This window comes from Pseudonocardia sp. Cha107L01 (assembly GCF_052566575.1).
In genome coordinates this window covers 8,502,304-8,520,322 of the sequence record NZ_CP199579.1, presented here as the reverse complement: position 1 = coordinate 8,520,322, position 18,019 = coordinate 8,502,304, and the positions used below count along the sequence as shown (strand labels likewise).

Genomic DNA, 18,019 nt, shown 5'->3' with positions numbered 1-18,019 from the left:
CAGCCAAAAGTAAGATACGGGCGGCGTAAGCGCTTGCGCAACCGCTTGCGGAGTAGTGTTGTGACATACGCCACGGTCGGACTAGTCGCGATCGTGTGCGCGGACGGCTGGAGGTGGCCCATCGCGACGATGGCGGACGTGGCACGCCTCGCCGGTGTATCGGTGGCGACCGTGTCACATGTGCTCAACGGGACCCGGGCGGTGCGCCCGAATACCCGGGACCAGGTGCTCGAGGCGGTGCGCAGCGCCAACTACACCCCGAACACGGTGGCCCGCTCGCTCGCCACCGCCCGCACCACGACGATCGGGCTGGCGCTGTCCGCAATCTCCAACCCGTACTTCGGCGACCTGCTGCGTTCGATCGAGAACACCGCCTCGGCCGCCGGGTACACGGTGCTGCTGGCGGACCCGAGGGACGAGCCGGACTACGAGCTGACCGTGGTCCAGCGACTGCAGCAGCGCCGGGTCGACGGACTGGTACTGGCCCCGTCCGGCGAGCCCACCGCCGCGCTGGACTACCTCACCGAACACCGGCTGCCGACCGTGCTGGTGGACCGGCTGATCGACGCGGGACTGGACCAGGTCGGCTCGGAGAACATCCGCCCGGTCGCCGAGCTCGTCCAGCACTTCGCCGAGCGGGGACACCGGCGGATCGGGCTGATCGCCGGGCACCGGGGACTGGCCACGACGGTGGAGCGCAGGGACGGCTACCTGCTCGGGCTGCGGCGGTCCGGACTGGCGGCCGACCAGGAGCTGATCGTCGACGGCAACTCCGAGACCGAGGCGGCCCGCCTGGCGGTGCACCGGCTGCTCCGGCTGACCAGGCCGCCCACCGCGATCATCGCCGGCAACAACACGATGACCATCGGCGCGCTGTCCGCGCTGCGCGAGGCGTCGGTCCCGGTGCCGGGCGGCATGGCGTTGGCCGGGTTCGACGACTTCCCGTGGGCCGATCTGTTCCAGCCCGGCCTGACCGCGATCGCCCAGCCGTTCGTCGAGATGGGCCGCCGGGCGGTCGAGCTGCTGTTGGCGCGGATGGCCGACCCGGCGGCGCCCCAGGTGACCGTGCGGCTGCCGCCGGCGTTCGTGCACCGGGACTCCTGCGGTTGCCCGGACCGGCTCCGCCGGCGGCCGATAGCGGGGGCCTAGCGCGGGGTCCTGGAACGGGGCCCACCGTGCTGTGCCGAAGCCGGCCGGATGGGCCGAGGGGCACGCTGAACGGATTGGGTGCGCAAGCGCGTTGTTCCGGGCTGCGCGGGATCCGATACTGCTGGGCATGACGAACGCGCGGCTGGTGGCCGGAGTGGACTCCTCTACCCAGGCGACCAAGATCGTTGTGGTGGATCTGGAGACCGGCGAGACCCGTGGGGAGGGTCGCTGCGCCCACCCGGCCGGCACCGAGATAAACCCGGGTGAGTGGTGGTCCGCGCTGGTCAAGGCCGCTGAGGGCAACCTGTTGGACGGCGTTGAGGCGATCTCGGTGGCCGGCCAGCAGCACGGCATGGTGTTGCTGGACGGCGACGGCGAGCCGGTCCGGGACGCGCTGCTGTGGAACGACACCCGCTCGGCCGGCGCGGCCACCGACCTGATCGACGAGCTGGGCGGCGCGGAGAAATGGGCCACCGAGGTCGGCACCGTCCCGGTCGCCAGCATCACCGCCACCAAGCTGCGCTGGACCGCGCGCGCCGAGCCCGAGGTGGCCGACCGGGCCCGGCGGGTGCTGCTGCCGCACGACTGGCTGACCTGGCGCCTGGCCGGCCGCCCGGCGGAGGCGGTCACCGACCGGGGCGAGGCGTCCGGCACCGGGTACTGGTCGACCGTCTCCGGGCAGTACCGGCCGGATCTGCTGCGGATGGCGTTCGGCCGGGACCTCGAGGTGCCCCGGGTCTGCGAGCCGGGGGAGCGGGCCGGCACCGCGACGGAGCTGGGCGGCGCGCTGCTGCTGGCTGCCGGCACCGGGGACAACATGGGCGCGGCGCTGGGCGCCGGGGCCGAGCCCGGTGACGTGTTGGTGTCCATCGGGACCAGTGGCACCGTGTTTGCCGCGCACGACCGGCCGAGCGCCGACGCGTCCGGTGTGGTGGCCGGGTTCGCCGACGCCGCGGGTGGTTACCTGCCGCTGGTCGCGACGCTCAACGCGGCCCGGGTCCTGCGGGCCGGCGCCGACCTGCTCGGCGTGGAGCTGGCCGAGCTGGACCGGCTCGCGCTGTCCGCCGAGCCGGGCGCGGGCGGGCTGGTGCTGCTGCCGTACCTGGAGGGTGAGCGCACCCCGAACCGACCGGACGCCCGGGGTGCCCTGGCCGGGCTGACCGGGGCGAACGCCACGCCGGCGAACCTGGCCAGGGCCGTGGTGGAAGGCATGCTGTGCGGCCTGGCCGACGGCTTGGACGGGTTGGTGGCGCAGGGAGTGCCGGTGCGCCGGGTGCTGCTGCTCGGCGGGGGCAGCCGCTCGGCCGCCGTGCAGGCGTTGGCGCCGTGGGTGTTCGGTGTGCCGGTCACGGTGCTGGCCCCGGCGGAGTACGTGGCACTCGGCGCCGCCCGCCAGGCCGCCTGGGCGCTCACCGGTACCGCGCCCAGCTGGCCCCGGCCCGAGGAGGCCAGCGTGGCGCTGCCCGAGGGCGCGGTGGACAGTGCCGCCGCCGTGCGGGCCGGCTACGCCGCCGTCCGGGGCTGACGCCGTCCCGGGGGTGACGCCGTCCCGGGGGTGACGCCGTCCCGGGGGTGACGCCGTCCCGGGGGTGACGCCGTCCCGGGGGTGACGCCGTCCCGGGGGTGACGCCGTCCCGGGGGTGACGCCGTCCCGGCCGCGGCTAGCCGCGCACCCACTTTCGTCGCCGCGCACCCACTGTGGCGGGTGTGCGGCGACCGGAGTGGGTGTGTGCCGCCGTCCGGGGGTGACGCCGTCCCCAGTGATCTTCAGAGCTGTACTCCGGGGCTGGTCACGAGCGTCTTGAGCTGGGTGCGGTCGGTCAGTGCGGTGTGCAGTGCGGTGGCGGTGTCCGCGAGCGGATGGCTGGCGGTGATCAACCGTTGCAGGTCGATGCGGCCGCTGTCGGCCAGCGCGGCGGCGGCGGTGAACGCGCCGGGGCCGTACCGGAAGCAGCCCAGTACGTCGTACTCGTAGCGCTGCGCCATGATCAGGAACTCCTCGGCGACCGGGCGGCGGGCCGGGATGCCGACCAGCGCGATCCGGGCGCCGGGCCGGAGCGCGCCGAGCTCCGCCAGCACCTCCGGGGCGCCGGAGCACTCCAGCAGCGCATCCGCGCCGGCACCCTCGACCGGCCCGGTCGGCATCGCGTCGAAGTAGGCGTCGGCGAGACCGTCCGCGCTGCTCAGCCGGGCCGCCGCGGTGTCGACCAGGCCGATCCAGCTCACTCCGGCGAAGCGGGCGGCGGTCGCGGCGAGTTGCCCGATCGGGCCGGCGCCGGTGATCAGCACGCGGTCGCCGAGGCCGAGCTGGGCGCGGCGGACCGCCCAGGTTGCCACCGCGAGCGGCTCCACCAGGGCGGCCGTGCCCGGGCCCAGGTGTCGCACCGGGTGCACGTTGGCCCTGGGCATCACCACGCTCTGGCGCAGCGTGCCGTGGGTCGGCGGCGAGCCGAGGCAGGTGCCGTTCAGGCACAGGTTGTATCGGCCGGCCCGGCACAGCTGGCACTGCCCGCAGACCATCGCCGGCTCGATCGCGACGCGGAGCCCGATCAGCTCCGGCTCCACCCCGGAGCCGACCTCGACCACCCGGCCGGCGCCCTCGTGGCCCAGTACCAGCGGCGCCCGCACCACGTTGGGCCCGTTGCGGCCGTCGGCGTAGTAGTGCAGGTCGCTGCCGCACAGCCCGGTGGCCTCCAGGGCGACCCGGACCCGCCCGGCGGGCAGCTCGGCGCGCGGCAGCTGCTCGACCCGGATGTCCTTCGGGCCGTGCAGGACGGCCGCGAGCTCGGTGCTGGCGCGCCCGGGCCGGTTCATGATCGCTCGCCGCGTTCGTTCATGGCCGCGCCTCCTCGATGAGAACGTGGGCTGGTTCGGTCCGGGTTGCCGCTCGTTGTGCCGTGCGGAGCTGGTCGAGTGTGGCCGTCGGCGCGCCGCCCCGGTGCTGGGTGGACAGCCCGGCGGCGACCACCGCCAGCGGCGCCGCGTCCGCGAGCCGCTCGCCCCGGGCCAGGCCGGCGGCCAGTGTGCCGAGCAGCGTGTCGCCGGCGCCGGTGCTGTCCACCGGGGTGGGCAGCACGATGGCCGGATGCCGGCTGACGCGCCCGCCGTCGGTGACGAGCAGCGGCGCGGCGCCCCTGGTCACCGCGACCGCCGCCCCGGTGTGCGCGCCGAGCGCGGCGGTCACGGCGGCGGGGTCGGTCACGCCGAGCAGCGGCGCCGAGTCGCCAGGGCTGGCGATCTTGACCAGCCGGCAGTGCGGGCGACCGCCCGCAACACCCGCCGCGCCGGGTCGGCGTCGGTGAGCTCGGGCCGGAAGTTCACGTCGTAGCAGGCCGCGCCGCCCGCTCCGGCCACCCTGGCCACGGCAGCGATGACCAGTTGGGCCGCGCCGGCCGAGAGCGCCGCGGTGATGCCGCTGGTGAGCAGTACCGGGGTGGCCTCCAGTACCGGCCCCCACCGCTCCAGGTGCGCCGGCGACAGCGTGCTGGCCGCCGAACCGGCGCGCTGGTAGCTGAACCGGGGCTGGCCGTGCGCGTCCGGGGCCACCATGTAGGCGCCGGTCGGTTCGGGGCCGCGCAGCACCAGGCTCGAATCCACCCCGCGCCGGGCCAGCTCGTCCAGCACCAGGTCACCGGCGTCGTCGGTACCCAGCACGGTGAGCAGCGCGACCCGGGCGCCGGCGAGTACGGCCGCGCAGGCGGCGTTGAACGCGTCCCCGGAGACGGACTCCGGGGCCACCGAGCCGTCAGCGCTGTGGGGGCTGCCCGGGCTGTTCTGCGGGCTCAGGTGCCGCTCGACCATCGGCTCGCCGAGCACGACCACATCGAACTCGGTCACGGGATGCCCATTTCCTCGTCAAAATTCATTCTCAAGCAACGCCGTTCACTTGGGATGAATCAAACGGTACGATGCTCGTGAAGCCGCCGTCAACCGGTCGGCCCGCACCCGGGAACGGCAGGGAGCGCCATGGCGGTCGGTGAACAGTCGGATGGCGCGGTGACCCGTGCGCTGCGGGTGCTGGAGGCGCTCGGGCCCGGTACCCGCAAACTCGCCGAGATCGCCGAGGCGGCCGGCGTCACCCGCACCAACGCGCACCGCATCCTGGGCGTGCTCACCGACGCCGGGTACGTACAGCCGGTCGGCGGCGGCTCCTACCGCTTGGCTCCCCGGTCCGCCGCGCTGGGCGCCGCGCTCGGGCTGGCCGCGCCGAGGGGCGTCGGGGAGGCGCTGCGCCAGCTGGGGGAGAAGGTCGGCGCCACCGTTCACCTGGCGCTGCGCAGCGGTTCGCAGGCGGTCTACGTGCACAAGATCGACGGGCCGGGCCCGGTCCGGATGGCGTCCTCGGTGGGCACGCACATCCCGCTGCACTGCACCGCGATCGGCAAGGCCGTCCTGGCCGCGATGGGCGAGGACCAGGTGCGCGAGCTGATCGCTGATACCGGGCTGCCGGTGCGCACCGCGAACACGCTCACCGACGTGGCCGCGCTGGGTGCGGCACTGGCCGAGGTCCGCGCCCGGGGCTACGCGCTGGACGACGAGGAGAACGAGGTGGGCATCCGCTGCCTCGGCATGGCGCTGTCGCGCGACGGCGTGCCCGGCGGCGGGATCTCCATCTCGACCCTGACCTACACCACGCCGCGCGAGCAGCTCGTCGGCTACCAGCCGGCGCTGGCCGCAACGGTCGACCAGGTCAGTGCGCTGATGTCGTGACCGGGCGGCGGGCCGCGTGACCCGGCCTTGGGCCGAGGGGCGCGTGACCCGGCCCTCGGCCGAGGCGGTCCCGGGCCCGGTCGGGTGCGGGCCCTTTGCTCTGCGTAGGAATACGCAACAACCGACCGTTCGGTAGTCTCTTGCTCTGCGTAGGGGTGCGCAACAGGGACGCCGAGGGGCACACCAGCGGGGTCAGCAGCATGATCAGACCCCCTTGGTGTACCACTCACGGCGCCGACGCCACCCTGCACGACCGAAGCCCCGCACCGACCCGGGCCCGCTGTTGCGTATACCTACGCAGAGCAAAGCGACGGCGGGGCACCCCTGACGGCGGAGCGCGGCCCGGTCGGCTGAGGCCAGGGGCCGTGCGCCGCGCGCCCGCCGCCGGGTCAGGCCCAGTCGGTGATCCGGGCGTCGGCGCGGAACCGCAGCGCCGGGTCGGCGTAGCGCACCGCGGCCGGTGCGTACAGCGCGTCGGTGGCCGCGCGCATGGCCGGATACTGCGCCGCCAGCGCCGCGATCTCGTCGTCCGAGGCGGGCAGGCCGGCGGCGTCCAGCAGCATCCGCAGCTCCGTCAGAGGCGGCTCGGCGATCTGTTCGGCGATCTTCTCAGGTGTGGTGCTCATCGGTTCCTCCGGTGATCAGGGGGTCCGGGTGGTCAGGGCGGTGGCTCAGGCGACCAGTTCGGCGGCGCCGACCGGTGCGGGCTGGCGCAGGTGCCAGTCGGTGCGCCGCTGCAACAGCTGGCCGACCCGCAGCAGCCCAGCCTCGTCGAACGGCCGCCCGGCGAGCTGCACGGACAACGGCATGCCGTTCGCGGTGAAGCCCATCGGCAGCGCCAGCACCGGGTTGCCCACGCTGTCCCAGTAGCCGGTGTGGATGTGGCCGAACAGCGACATGATGCTGGTCTCGCCGGTGAAGAAACCGGCCAGCGCGGGTGCGGCCACCGACACGGTCGGGCAGATCAGCACGTCGATATCGGGCAGGATCCGGTGCAGCGCGTCCTGGGCCACCCGGCGCATCCGCTGTGCCTGTACGTAGTCCGCGCCGGACACCAGGGCGCCCCTGGCCAACATCGCGCGGGTCGCCGGGTAGTAGTCCGCCCACCGGTGCTGGGTGTCGGTGCGGTGGTACGCCAGCGCCTCGCAGGCCAGCGTGAGCATGTTCGCGGTGACCATCTCGGACCAGTAGGGCAGCACGATGGGGGTGAGGCCGGCGCCGGCGTCGGCCAGTTCGGCGACGGTGTTGTCGAACGCATCCGCCAACGCTGGGTCGCTGCCGGCCGGGAAGTGCTGGTCGCGCACCACGCCGATCCGCAGGCCGGACAGGTCCTCGAGCCAGGCGGGTTCGGCGAACGGGGCGTCCACGCAGTCCGGGTCGCTGGCGTGCGGCCCGGCGATGGCTGCCAGCACGGCCGCGCAGTCCTCGGCGCTGCGGGCCATCGGGCCGATGTGGTCGAGGCTGTAACCCAGCGGTACACAACCAGACTTGGGCACCCGGCCGAAGGTGGGCATCAGCCCGGTGATCCCGCAGAACGCCGCCGGGATCCGGATGCTGCCGCCGGTGTCGGTGCCGATCCCGGCGTAGAACAATCCGGCGGCCACCCCGGCACCGGTGCCCGAGCTGGACCCGCCCGGCCAGGTTGCCGGGTCCCACGGGTTGCGCGGCACCGGGAACTCCTTGCTCTCGTCCGGCATCCCGATGGCGAACTCCATGGTGGAGGTCTTGCCGGTGATCACCGCCCCGGCCTGCTTGAGCCGGGCCACCACCGGGGCGTCCTTGCCGGCACCCCAGTTCGGGTCGAGCACGACGCTCTGCGCGGTCGTCGGGCCGTCCGCCATGGCCAGGATGTCCTTCACCGCGAACGGGACGCCGTGCAGCGGGCCCCGGTCCACCCCGGTGGCCAGCTCGGCGTCGGCGGTGTCAGCCGAGGCGAGTGCGAGCTCGTCGAACCGGTGCAGGTAGACGCCCAGGACGGGGTCCGCCCGGTCGGCGGTGGCGATGGACCGCTCGGTGAGTTGGCGGCTGGTCACGGTGCCGGTGCGCAGCGCGGCGGCGGCCTCGGTCAGGGTCCGGGGCGGGGTCAAGGGTAGCTCGGGCATGCGGGCTCCTCGGTCGCTGAGGGGTCGGAGGATCTGAAGATCACCGGGTCGTTCGGGAGACCACCGGGCAGCTGCCGGGCGGTCGGGTTCGGACGGTCGGATTCGGGCGGACCAGCTGGTCAGAGCGGCGCGCGGGCGTGCGTGACGAAGCGGTACCGGTCCGTGCGCATCCGGATGAACGCCACGTTGAACACCCGGCCGTCCGGGCTGGTGATGGTCTGGTCCATGGCCAGCAGCGCGCTGCCCACCGCGACACTCAGCAGGCTCGCCGACAGCTCATCGGCCAGCACGCTGTCCATCACGAACTCGGACTCGCCGAGCACCACGCCGGCCTCGGCCAGCAGGGTGTACCAGTCCACCCGGAACGGCACGTCCAACAGCCGGCCGGCCTCCGGGAACAGCACGTAGTTGGTGGCGATGGCGAACGGCTGCTCCCCGATCACCGAGACGTACTCCAGCCGCAGGCACGGGGTGCCCGGCGGCACCCGCAGCCAGCCGGTCAGCGTCTCCGGCACCGGGACGGTGGACCGGTCCAGCAGCTGGGGCCGGGTGCCGGTCGTGAACAGCGCCGGGTTGGCCGGCCGGAGCACCCCGAGCGCCTCCTCCATGTCCGCCCGCACCGGGGCCATCACGGCGTGCGTTCCGATGCCCTGGGTGCGTTCGATGAGCCCCTCGGCGCGCAGCATGGCCAGCGCCGTGCGAACCGTGGCCCGGGTCGCGCCGTGCCCGGTCATCAGCTCGGCCTCGCTGGGTAGGTGGCCGCCCGGGTAGGCGCCGGCGAGCACCGCGGAGCGGATCAGATCCCGCAGCCGGCGCACCTCGTGCTCGCGCTCGGACCCCCGCCGGCGGAACTCACGCTCCCGCATCGGCACCCGCTGTCGGATCGGGACATTCACCATCCCGGGTGACGCTAGGAAGCAGTTGTTACCCCCGCGTGACATCAATGTCACCGTCCCGGGGAATGTCACCGTCCCGGGGTCGACGTCGGTGACCGTCATGCTGCGGCTTCGGCGGGCACCCCGGTCGGGTCGCCCACCTGGTAGCCGTCGGCCAGTGACACCACGGTGGCCAACCCGACCGTCCCCATCACCTCGAGCCCGAGGTCGTGCAGCCGTGGCGTCTGCGCGGCGCAGGCGTCACCGAGCAGGGTCACCGGGTAGTCCCGCATGAACGCCGCCCGCACGGTGGACTCGACGCAGATGTTGGTGACCACGCCGCAGACCTGCAGGTGGGTCACTCCGAGGCCCTGCAGCAGCGGGTCCAGCGAGGTCCACAGGAAGGCGTCGAACCGCACCTTGTCCACGGTCAGGTCGGCCGGGGTCCAGCCCAGCTCGTCGACCACACCGCCGTCCCAGCTGCCGGCCGCCAGCCCGCCGACGTCGGCCAGGCTGGCGGAGAGCTGGCTCAGGTTCTGGCCCTCGTCGGCCCGGCCCGGCCGGTAGACGTGCCTGGTGAAGATCACCGGCAGGTCGGCCGCACGGGCCTGCTCGACGGCGAGCGCGCTCTGGCGCACCGAGCGGTCCACGTCGGCCAGTGACATGCCGAGGCCGGGCAGCGAGCCGTCCGGATGGCAGAAGCCGTTCTGCATGTCGACGACGATCAGGGCGGAGCGGGTGGGGCGTGCGGTCATCGGGTCACCTCCGGTTTCGATGCGGACAGGGCGCTCGGTGCGGACAGGGCGTTCGGTGCGGACAGGGCTTTCGATGCGGACAGGGCGCTCGGTGCGGACACGGCGTTCGGTGCGGACAGGGCGGCGGACGGGACGCGGGCTCATCGCGGGCATCCCGAGCGAGGTGACGGAGCCGGCGGGACGCCAGGCGTTCGGCTTGCACCGGTCCTTGCACGCACCGAGACCCCGCAGGTGAGCCGCTCGGCGCCGGCCGGGAAGTCGCTGGTGCGGGAGATGTACCACCGCCGCGTCCAGGGCGTAACCGGCCATCGCGGACAGCCCGACCAGGCAGCTCAGGAAGATCATCCACGGCGACCAGGTACGGACTCGCTGGGGGTGTACCGCAGCGAGTAGTCCTCCAGTTGCGGGTTGTCGGCCAGCGCCATCGCGCGTCCCTTCGCCGTCCGATGAGTACGGCGGGACGCTAAAAATCGAGTGTTTCCTGCGCGTAACGGTGCCCGTTGCGCCCCGTTACGCCGGATTCGGCGCAGCTGTGCGGCGTTGACCAGCGGAAACGTTCGGCGCTGTGGTCGCAGCGCCGGAACTGTGCGAGTTGCGCCGGGTCACTCGCCGCCGCTGAGCACCTGGTCCAGGTCGAAACGCACCGGTCGCTGCAGCTGGCCGTAGGTGCAGGAGGCCGGCTCGCGGTCCGGGCGCCAGCGCACGAACTGGGTGGTATGCCGGAACCGGGGGCCCTCCATGTAGTCGTAGCGCACCTCGACCACCCGCTCCGGGCGCAGTGGCACGAACGACAGGTCCTTGCCGGCGTTCCACCGGCTGGTCTCGCTCTTGCGCGGGGTGCGGTGCCCCTCCTCCTGCCGCGCCCACGCCCACGGGTGGTCGTCGAAGGTGGTGACCAGCGGCTGCAGCTCGGTGAACAGCTCCCGGCGCCGGGTCATCGGGAACGCCCCGACCACGCCCACCGAGACCAGGCCCCGGTCCGGGTCGGTCTCGTCGAACAGCCCCAGCAGCAGCGAGCCGATCGCGTCCGGCCCGGACTTGTGCACCCGGTAGCCGGCGAGCACGCAGTCCGCCGTGCGCTCGTGCTTGATCTTGGCCATCACCCGCTTGTCCGGCTGGTAGGTCAGCTCCAGCGACTTGGCGATCAGCCCGTCGAGACCCGCGCCCTCGAACTGCTCGAACCATCGGCCGGCCAGCTCGATGTCCTGGGTGGCCGGCGTGAGGTAGATCGGCGGCTCGGCCTTGACCAGTGCCTCCTCGAGCGCGGCGCGGCGCTGGGCCAGTGGCTCGCGCATCAGGTCCCGGTCGCCGAGGGCGAGCAGGTCGAAGGCGATGAAGCTGGCCGGCGTCTGCCCGGCCAGCAGCTTCACCCGGCTGGCGGCGGGGTGGATCCGCTGTTGCAGTGCCTCGAAGTCCAGCCGGTTGGCCTCGGTGTCGGCGATCACGATCTCGCCGTCGATCACCGCGCGGTCCGGGAAGTTGGCCTTGACCGCCTCGACGACCTCGGGGAAGTACCGGGTCATCGGCCGCTCGTTGCGGCTGCCGATCTCGACGTCGTCGCCGTCCCGGAAGATGATCGACCGGAAGCCGTCCCACTTGGGCTCGTAGTGCTGCCCGGCTGGGATGGAACCGGTCGGCTTGGCCAGCATCGGCTTGATCGGCGGCATCACGGGCAGCTGCATCCGGACATCCTGCCCGCAGGCCGGCCGGTGGTCGAGGTCGATATCGGGGGAGACCCGGTCAGGAGTCCTCGTCCGGCGGTGGTGGCGACTCGGCGCCCGCCCGCTCGTCCCGCTCCGCCCACTCCAGGAGCTCGTCCAGCGAGTACACCGCGTCGTCGATGCCGGCGTGCAGGTCGCCCAGCTCGGCGAACCGGGCCGGCATCGTGGCGATGGTGAAGTCGCTCGGCTCGGCGTCCGGGATCTCGTCCCAGGTGATCGGGGCGGACACCACGGCCTCGGGCACGCCGCGCACCGAGTAGGCGCAGGCGATGGTGTGGTCGCGCGCGTTCTGGTTGTAGTCGACGAACACCGAGGCGGGGTCGCGGTCCTTGCGCCACCAGGTCAGGTCGACCAGCTCACCGGCCCGGCGCTCCACCTCGCGGGCGAAGGCGTGTGCCGCGCGGCGCACGTCGGAGAAGCCGTGGTCCGGCTCGATCCGCACGTAGATGTGCATACCCTTGCCGCCCGAGGTCTTCGGCCAGCCCACCGCGCCAAGCTCGTCGAGCACCTCGTGCGTCACCTCGGCAACCCGGCGTACGTCGGCGAAGCCGGCCTGGGGCATCGGGTCCAGGTCGATGCGCCACTCGTCCGGCTTCTCGACGTCGGCGCGGCGGGAGTTCCAGGGGTGGAACTCCACGGTGGACATCTGCACCGCCCAGATCACGTCCGCCGGGTGGGTCACGCACAGCTCGTAGGCGTGCCGGTTGTAGCGGGGGAACTCCACCCGCACGGTCTGCACCCAGTCCGGGGCACCCCGGGGCAGCCGCTTCTGGTGCACCTTCTCGCCGGTGACGCCGGTGGGGAAGCGGTGCAGCATGCAGGGGCGCTCGTACAGGGCGCGCACCACGCCCTCGCTCACCGCCAGGTAGTAGCGGGCGAGGTCCAGCTTGGTCTCCCCGCGCGCGGGGAAGTACACCCGGTCCGGGTTACTGATCCGGACCGTGCGGTCGCCGACCTCCAGCTCCACCGCGCCCGCCACGGGTACGCCGCTCGACCTAGCCGTGCCGAACCCGGCGCCGGCTCAGCGGCGCCAGGAGTTCTTCTGCTGCCGGGAGTGCCGGACCAGGCCGTAGGCCGTGCCGAGGGCGATGCCGACCAGGTAGATGTCCTCGATGTGGCCCTCGTGGTTGCCGATGGTCATCAGCAGCAGAAGCGCCACGGAGAACCAGCCGGCGATGACGGTGCCGCGCGGGAAGCCGCCGTGCCAGCCCCAGGCCGCCGAGGGCTCGTCCTCGGGGTCCACCGTCGCCGGCGCCCGCCCGTTCGACTTGGCCAGATCCTGCCCGGTGCCTGCCACCACGCCTCCACCTGCTGTTGTGCCGCCGCGTCAGCCGCCCGGAGCCCGATGCCGGCTGGCACCTGGGACAGGCAACACGATGACCATGGTGGCACACGGGCGGTCTGCCGGCGTGTCCGGGACAATGTGACGTAATGACGACTCGCGGGGTGTTGCTGCTGGGTTCCACCGGCTCGATCGGAACCCAGGCGCTGGACGTTGTCCGGGCCAACCCGGAGCGGTTCCGGGTCACCGGCCTGGCCGCCGGCGGGTCCACGGCGGCCGGCGTGGCGCTGCTCGCCGAGCAGGTGGCCGAGTTCGCGGTGCCCCGGGTGGCGGTGGCCAGCGAGGCGGCGGCCGCCGAGCTGCGGGGGGTGCTGAGGGCCCGGTCGGTGGCCGCCGAGGTGCTCAGCGGCGCCGACGCGGTGACCGACCTGGTCGAGTCCACCCCGTCCGACGTGGTGCTCAACGGCATCACCGGCTCGCGCGGGCTGCGCCCGACCCTGGCCGCGCTGGCCACCGGGGCCACCCTTGCGCTGGCGAACAAGGAGTCGCTGGTGGCCGGCGGGCCGCTGGTGACCAGGGCGGCGGCACCCGGGCAGATCGTCCCGGTGGACTCCGAGCACTCCGCGCTGGCCCAGTGCCTGCGCGGCGGCCGCGCCGAGGAGGTGGCCAAGCTGGTGCTGACCGCCTCCGGCGGCCCGTTCCGCGGCCGGCGGCGCGAGGAGCTGACCTACGTCACCCTGGACGAGACGCTCAAGCACCCGACCTGGGCGATGGGCCCGGTGGTCACCATCAACTCGGCCACCCTGGTCAACAAGGGACTGGAGCTGATCGAGGCGCACCTGCTCTTCGACGTGCCCTACGACCGGATCGACGTGGTGGTGCACCCGCAGTCGGTGATCCACTCGATGGTCACTTTCTTCGACGGCGCGACGATCGCCCAGGCCAGCCCGCCGGACATGCGGCTGCCCATCGCACTGGCCCTGGGCTGGCCGGACCGGGTCGCCGACGCGGCGCCGGCCTGTGGCTTCGACGAGCCGACGAGCTGGACGTTCGAGCCGCTCGACGAGCACGCCTTCCGCGGCGTGGCGCTGGCCAGGGCGGCCGGTCAGGCCGGCGGCTGCCTGCCCGCGGTGTTCAACGCGGCGAACGAGGAGGCGGTGGCCGCGTTCGTGGCCGGCAAGCTCCGGTTCACCGATATCACCGATCTGGTGGAGGAGGTCATCTCGACCGCGCACGGATGTAACGCCGATCCGGCTACCGTGGATGACGTACTGACAGCCGAGGAGTGGGCGCGGGCCCGCGCCGGCGAGCTGGTGGACGCCGTGGTGGCGAGAGGATCGATTGCGTGAGCTTCGTAGTGGGTGTGGTGCTGTTCGCGGTCGGCATCGGTCTCTCGATCGCGTTGCACGAGGCCGGCCACATGTGGTCGGCCAAGGCGTTCGGGATGAAGGTGCGCCGGTACTACATCGGCTTCGGCCCGAAGGTCTTCTCGTTCCAGCGCGGTGAGACCGAGTACGGGCTCAAGTGGATCCCGGCCGGCGGCTTCTGCGACATCGCCGGCATGACCGCGCTGGACCCGGTCACCACCGAGGAGGCGCCGAGGGCGTTCTTCCGCCGCAAGACCTGGCAGCGGGTCGTCGTGCTGTCCGCCGGCTCGGCGATGCACTTCCTGATCGGGATCGTGCTGCTCTACGTCCTCGCGGTGGCCGGCTCGCTGCCCAACAGCAGCCCGGTGGTGGCCCAGGTGGCGGACTGCGTGCCGCCCGCGTCCACCGCAGCGGGCGCGCTGCCGCCGTGCCAGCCGGGCGAGCCCGCGCCGGCCAAGGCGGCCGGTGTGCGGGCCGGGGACGTCATCACCTCGGTCGCCGGCACGCCGGTGAGCACCACCGAACAGGCCCAGACGATCATCCAGTCCAAGCGCGGCCCGGTGCCGATCGTCGTCGAGCGGGCCGGCAAGCCCCTGGCACTGACCATCGACGTGGTGCCGATGACCGCCGTCGACCCGACCACCAAGGTCAGCACCACCACGGGTCGGATCGGGGTGAGCTTCCCGTTCTACCAAACCCTGAACCCGGTCACGGCGGTGCCGGCGACGTTCGCGTTCACCGGCCAGATGTTCGCCGCGACCTGGCAGGGCCTGCTGATGTTCCCGGAGAAGGTGCCGGCCGTGCTCAAGGCCATCGGCGGCGCACCGCCGGACCTCAACCGCCCGGTCAGCGTGGTGGGCGCGAGCATCATCGGCGGTGACGCGGCGGAGAGCGGGCAGTGGTCGTTCTTCCTGCTGCTGCTGGCCGCGCTGAACTTCTTCGTCGGCGTGTTCAACCTGGTCCCGCTGTTGCCGCTGGACGGGGGGCACATCGCGGTGAACCTCTACGAGCGGGTGCGCGACACGGTGCGCAGGCGGCTGGGCAAGGTGGCCATGCCGCCGGTGGACTACACCAGGCTGCTACCGGTGACCTACGCGTTCATCCTGGTGCTCGGTGCGATCAGCCTGCTCACCATCACCGCGGACATCGTCAACCCCATCCGGCTGCCGCAGTAGGTACCCCGAACCGACCTGGCGGCGACACCATCCGGCGACGGGGGCGAATAAATCCAGGTCATCGGGTCGGCGGCTGGCTACGCTACCCGCCATGAGCACAGGTGAGCCGGCCACGCCGGAGCCGGGTCAGTCGCCGTCACAGGGCGGCGGGTACCAGCCGCCGTCCGGCACCGGGTACCCGCCGCCGGCCGGCGGTTACCCGCCGCCGGGCGCCGAGGGTGGGGGTTACGCGGCGCCGAACTACTCGGCGCCCGGGACCGAGGGATACACCGCGCCGAACTACCCGCCGCCGGCCGGTCAGCCGTTCGCCGGCGGCGGCCAGCAGCCCTACCAGGGCGGCTACCCGACCGGGGCGACCGGCCAGGCTCCGCTGAGCCCCACCGAGGAACGCACCTGGGCGATGGCCGCGCACCTGTCCAGCGTGCTCGGCATCTGGGTGTTCTTCCTCGGCGCGCTGGGGCCGCTGGTGGTACTGCTGGCCCCGGGCCAGCGCTCGCCGTACGTGCGGGCGCAGGCGATCGAGGCGCTGAACTTCAACATCAGCGTGCTGATCTACTCGATCATCGCCTGGATCCTGGTCTTCGTGCTGATCGGGTTCCTGATGGTGGCCGCGCTGTTCGTCTTCTGGCTGCTGTTCACCATCATCGCCACCGTCAAGGTCAGCAACGGCGAGCCGTACCGCTACCCGCTGACGATCCGGCTGGTGCACTGAGAATGCGGCTGAGGGTGGGACTGACCACGAGCCCGGGCATCAGGGCACCGGGTGCGCGATACTGGCAACCGTGAGTGCCACCAGCGTCAGTCTCGGGATGCCCGCACCTCCGCCGCCGACGCTCGCCGCCCGCCGGGCCACCCGCCAGTTGCACGTCGGCAAGGTCGGCGTCGGCAGCGAGTACCCGATCTCGGTGCAGTCGATGACGACCACCCTCACCGCCGACGTCAACGCCACCCTGCAGCAGATCGCCGAGCTCACCGCCGCCGGCTGCGACATCGTCCGGGTGGCGTGCCCGTCGCAGGACGACGCCGAGGCGCTGCCGGCGATCGCCAGGAAGTCGCAGATCCCGGTGATCGCCGACATCCACTTCCAGCCGAAGTATGTGTTCGCCGCGATCGATGCCGGCTGCGCGGCCGTCCGGGTCAACCCGGGCAACATCCGCAAGTTCGACGACCAGGTGAAGCAGATCGCGCAGGCCGCCAAGGACCGGGGCACCCCGATCCGGATCGGGGTCAACGCCGGTTCGCTGGACAAGCGGCTGCTGGAGAAGTACGGCAAGGCGACCCCGGAGGCGCTGGTCGAGTCCGCGCTCTGGGAGGCCAGCCTGTTCGCCGAGCACGACTTCCACGACATCAAGATCTCGGTCAAGCACAACGACCCGGTGGTCATGGTGCGTGCCTACGAGCTGCTCGCGCAGGCCTGCGACTACCCGCTGCACCTCGGCGTCACCGAGGCCGGCCCGGCGTTCCAGGGCACCATCAAGTCCGGTGTCGCGTTCGGCGCCCTGCTCTCCCGGGGCATCGGCGACACCATCCGCGTCTCGCTGTCCGCGCCGCCGGTCGAGGAGATCAAGGTCGGCCTGCAGATCCTGGAGTCGCTGAACCTGCGCCCGCGCCGGCTGGAGATCGTGTCCTGCCCGTCCTGCGGGCGGGCCCAGGTGGACGTCTACAAGCTGGCCGACGAGGTCACGGCGGGGCTCACCGGCATGGAGGTGCCGCTGCGGGTCGCCGTGATGGGCTGCGTGGTGAACGGTCCGGGCGAGGCGCGCGAGGCCGATCTCGGCGTCGCCTCCGGCAACGGCAAGGGCCAGATCTTCGTCAAGGGTGAGGTCATCAAGACCGTGCCCGAACACCTGATCGTGGAAACACTGATCGAGGAGGCCATGCGGATGGCTGAGGAACTCGAGAAATCCGGACAGCCGTCCGGCGCGCCCCAGGTCACCGTCACCTGATCGGCTGGCGACTCGCAGGTGAACGCACCGGTGCCGTCTGGCAATCTAGACACTGTGCTGAGAGTCGCCGGTCCGCGCCTGCTCGATGAGCGGGACCGGTCCGGTGTGCAGCTCGCGCTGGACGCGGACCCGGTCGCCGCCTGCATGGTCGCCTCGCGGGTCGAGCTGGCCGGGGTCGACTCGTGGCGCCTCGGCGGGGAACTCTGGGGCGTCGGGAACAAGCTCGAGGGGCTCTGTTTCGCCGGCGCTAACCTGGTGCCGCTGCGCGGCGAGCGGCTCGCGCTGCGCGCCTTCGCGGACCGGGCCCGCCGGGTCGGGCGGTCCTGTTCCTCGATGGTCGGGCGGGCCGAGCTCGTGCTGCCGCTGTGGGACGAGCTCTCCGCGCACTGGTCGCCGGCCCGGGAGGTGCGGGCGGACCAGCCGCTGATGGTGCTGACGACCCGGCCGGCGCAGGCCCCGGACCCACTGGTCCGCCCGGTGCGCCCCGGCGAGCTGGACCGCTATCTGCCGGCGGCCGTCGCGATGTTCACCGAGGAGGTCGGCATCGACCCCCGGCTCGGCGACGGCGGCGTCGGCTACCGCGCCCGGGTGGCCGAGCAGATCGCCAGCGGCCGCGCGTTCGCCCGGTTCGAGGACGGCGAGGTGGTGTTCAAGGCGGAGATCGGCGCGCTGTCCTCCCGGGTCGGCCAGATCCAGGGCGTCTGGGTGCACCCGGACCGCCGAGGCCGGGGCCACGGGGCCGCCGGTACCGCCGCCGTGGTCGACCGGCTGATCGGGATGGGCCGGGTCGCCAGCCTCTACGTCAACGGCTACAACTCACCGGCCCGCGCGGCCTACGCCCGGGTCGGCTTCAGCCAGATCGCCAGCTTCGCCACGGTGCTGTTCTGACCGGTGCTGTTCTGACCGGCGCTGTTTTCTGAGCCCGTCCCCCTGAGCG

18 protein-coding genes are annotated in these 18,019 nt (G+C 72.8%); 8 read left to right on the top strand and 10 right to left on the bottom strand.

Annotation, left to right across the window (positions count from 1 at the left end; genetic code table 11):
- Window positions 1-60 precede the first annotated feature (60 nt).
- Window positions 61-1,149 (top strand): LacI family DNA-binding transcriptional regulator, encoded by a 1,089-nt coding sequence (locus ACTXG6_RS40225; protein ID WP_445184546.1) that lies wholly within the window; start codon window positions 61-63, stop codon window positions 1,147-1,149.
- A 127-nt stretch (window positions 1,150-1,276) separates the two neighbouring features.
- Window positions 1,277-2,674, top strand: coding sequence for a xylulokinase (xylB, locus tag ACTXG6_RS40220; protein WP_445184545.1), 1,398 nt, complete (start codon window positions 1,277-1,279; stop codon window positions 2,672-2,674).
- A gap of 242 nt (window positions 2,675-2,916) precedes the next feature.
- Here xylB and ACTXG6_RS40215 read toward each other — a convergent pair whose 3' ends face one another.
- The 3 genes from ACTXG6_RS40215 to ACTXG6_RS40205 are packed head-to-tail and all read right to left on the bottom strand — an operon-like array spanning window position 2,917 to window position 4,986.
- The gene (locus ACTXG6_RS40215; RefSeq protein ID WP_445184544.1) at window positions 2,917-3,963 is read right to left on the bottom strand and encodes an alcohol dehydrogenase catalytic domain-containing protein; all 1,047 of its coding nucleotides are present in this window, start codon (window positions 3,961-3,963) and stop codon (window positions 2,917-2,919) included.
- A gap of 19 nt (window positions 3,964-3,982) precedes the next feature.
- Window positions 3,983-4,351, bottom strand: a complete 369-nt coding sequence (locus ACTXG6_RS40210; RefSeq protein ID WP_445184543.1) for a PfkB family carbohydrate kinase — start codon at window positions 4,349-4,351, stop codon at window positions 3,983-3,985.
- The gene (locus ACTXG6_RS40205; RefSeq protein WP_445184542.1) at window positions 4,348-4,986 is read right to left on the bottom strand and encodes a PfkB family carbohydrate kinase; all 639 of its coding nucleotides are present in this window, start codon (window positions 4,984-4,986) and stop codon (window positions 4,348-4,350) included. Before ACTXG6_RS40205 ends, ACTXG6_RS40210 begins: the two co-directional genes overlap by 4 nt.
- A 129-nt stretch (window positions 4,987-5,115) precedes the next feature.
- Between ACTXG6_RS40205 and ACTXG6_RS40200 the strand changes: the two genes are divergently transcribed.
- Entirely contained in the window at window positions 5,116-5,859 is a 744-nt protein-coding gene (locus ACTXG6_RS40200) for an IclR family transcriptional regulator (protein WP_445184541.1), read from the top strand.
- Window positions 5,860-6,248: 389 nt separating this feature from the next.
- Here the strand turns inward: ACTXG6_RS40200 and ACTXG6_RS40195 are convergent, their stop codons facing one another.
- The 7 genes from ACTXG6_RS40195 to ACTXG6_RS40165 form a co-directional block, all read right to left on the bottom strand.
- On the bottom strand, window positions 6,249-6,485 hold the full coding sequence (locus ACTXG6_RS40195; protein WP_445184540.1) for a hypothetical protein: 237 nt from the start codon (window positions 6,483-6,485) through the stop codon (window positions 6,249-6,251).
- Window positions 6,486-6,530: 45 nt separating this feature from the next.
- The gene (locus tag ACTXG6_RS40190) at window positions 6,531-7,961 is read right to left on the bottom strand and encodes an amidase (RefSeq protein ID WP_445184539.1); all 1,431 of its coding nucleotides are present in this window, start codon (window positions 7,959-7,961) and stop codon (window positions 6,531-6,533) included.
- A 119-nt stretch (window positions 7,962-8,080) separates the two neighbouring features.
- Entirely contained in the window at window positions 8,081-8,902 is an 822-nt protein-coding gene (locus tag ACTXG6_RS40185) for a GntR family transcriptional regulator (RefSeq protein ID WP_445184538.1), read from the bottom strand.
- A 53-nt stretch (window positions 8,903-8,955) separates the two neighbouring features.
- Window positions 8,956-9,936, bottom strand: coding sequence for a cysteine hydrolase family protein (locus tag ACTXG6_RS40180; RefSeq protein ID WP_445184537.1), 981 nt, complete (start codon window positions 9,934-9,936; stop codon window positions 8,956-8,958).
- Window positions 9,937-10,193: 257 nt separating this feature from the next.
- Complete coding sequence (locus ACTXG6_RS40175) at window positions 10,194-11,273, bottom strand: ATP-dependent DNA ligase (RefSeq protein ID WP_445184536.1); 1,080 nt, start codon at window positions 11,271-11,273, stop codon at window positions 10,194-10,196.
- A gap of 58 nt (window positions 11,274-11,331) precedes the next feature.
- Entirely contained in the window at window positions 11,332-12,279 is a 948-nt protein-coding gene (gene ligD, locus ACTXG6_RS40170; protein WP_445190247.1) for a non-homologous end-joining DNA ligase, read from the bottom strand.
- Window positions 12,280-12,333: 54 nt separating this feature from the next.
- On the bottom strand, window positions 12,334-12,612 hold the full coding sequence (locus tag ACTXG6_RS40165) for a DUF2631 domain-containing protein (protein ID WP_445184535.1): 279 nt from the start codon (window positions 12,610-12,612) through the stop codon (window positions 12,334-12,336).
- A gap of 131 nt (window positions 12,613-12,743) precedes the next feature.
- Between ACTXG6_RS40165 and dxr the strand changes: the two genes are divergently transcribed.
- From dxr to ACTXG6_RS40140, 5 genes are all read left to right on the top strand, one after another.
- The gene (dxr, locus tag ACTXG6_RS40160; RefSeq protein ID WP_445184534.1) at window positions 12,744-13,943 is read left to right on the top strand and encodes a 1-deoxy-D-xylulose-5-phosphate reductoisomerase; all 1,200 of its coding nucleotides are present in this window, start codon (window positions 12,744-12,746) and stop codon (window positions 13,941-13,943) included.
- A complete protein-coding gene (locus ACTXG6_RS40155) occupies window positions 13,940-15,136 on the top strand; it encodes a M50 family metallopeptidase (protein ID WP_445184533.1) in 1,197 nt (398 codons plus the stop codon). The genes dxr and ACTXG6_RS40155 overlap by 4 nt, the downstream gene beginning before the upstream one ends.
- A gap of 91 nt (window positions 15,137-15,227) precedes the next feature.
- Window positions 15,228-15,848: a DUF4870 domain-containing protein gene (locus tag ACTXG6_RS40150; protein WP_445184532.1), complete on the top strand. Its 621-nt coding sequence runs from the start codon at window positions 15,228-15,230 to the stop codon at window positions 15,846-15,848.
- 97 nt (window positions 15,849-15,945) lie between these two features.
- Window positions 15,946-17,082 (top strand): flavodoxin-dependent (E)-4-hydroxy-3-methylbut-2-enyl-diphosphate synthase, encoded by a 1,137-nt coding sequence (gene ispG / locus ACTXG6_RS40145; protein ID WP_445190246.1) that lies wholly within the window; start codon window positions 15,946-15,948, stop codon window positions 17,080-17,082.
- 54 nt (window positions 17,083-17,136) lie between these two features.
- A complete protein-coding gene (locus ACTXG6_RS40140; protein ID WP_445184531.1) occupies window positions 17,137-17,970 on the top strand; it encodes a GNAT family N-acetyltransferase in 834 nt (277 codons plus the stop codon).
- Window positions 17,971-18,019: the final 49 nt, after the last annotated feature.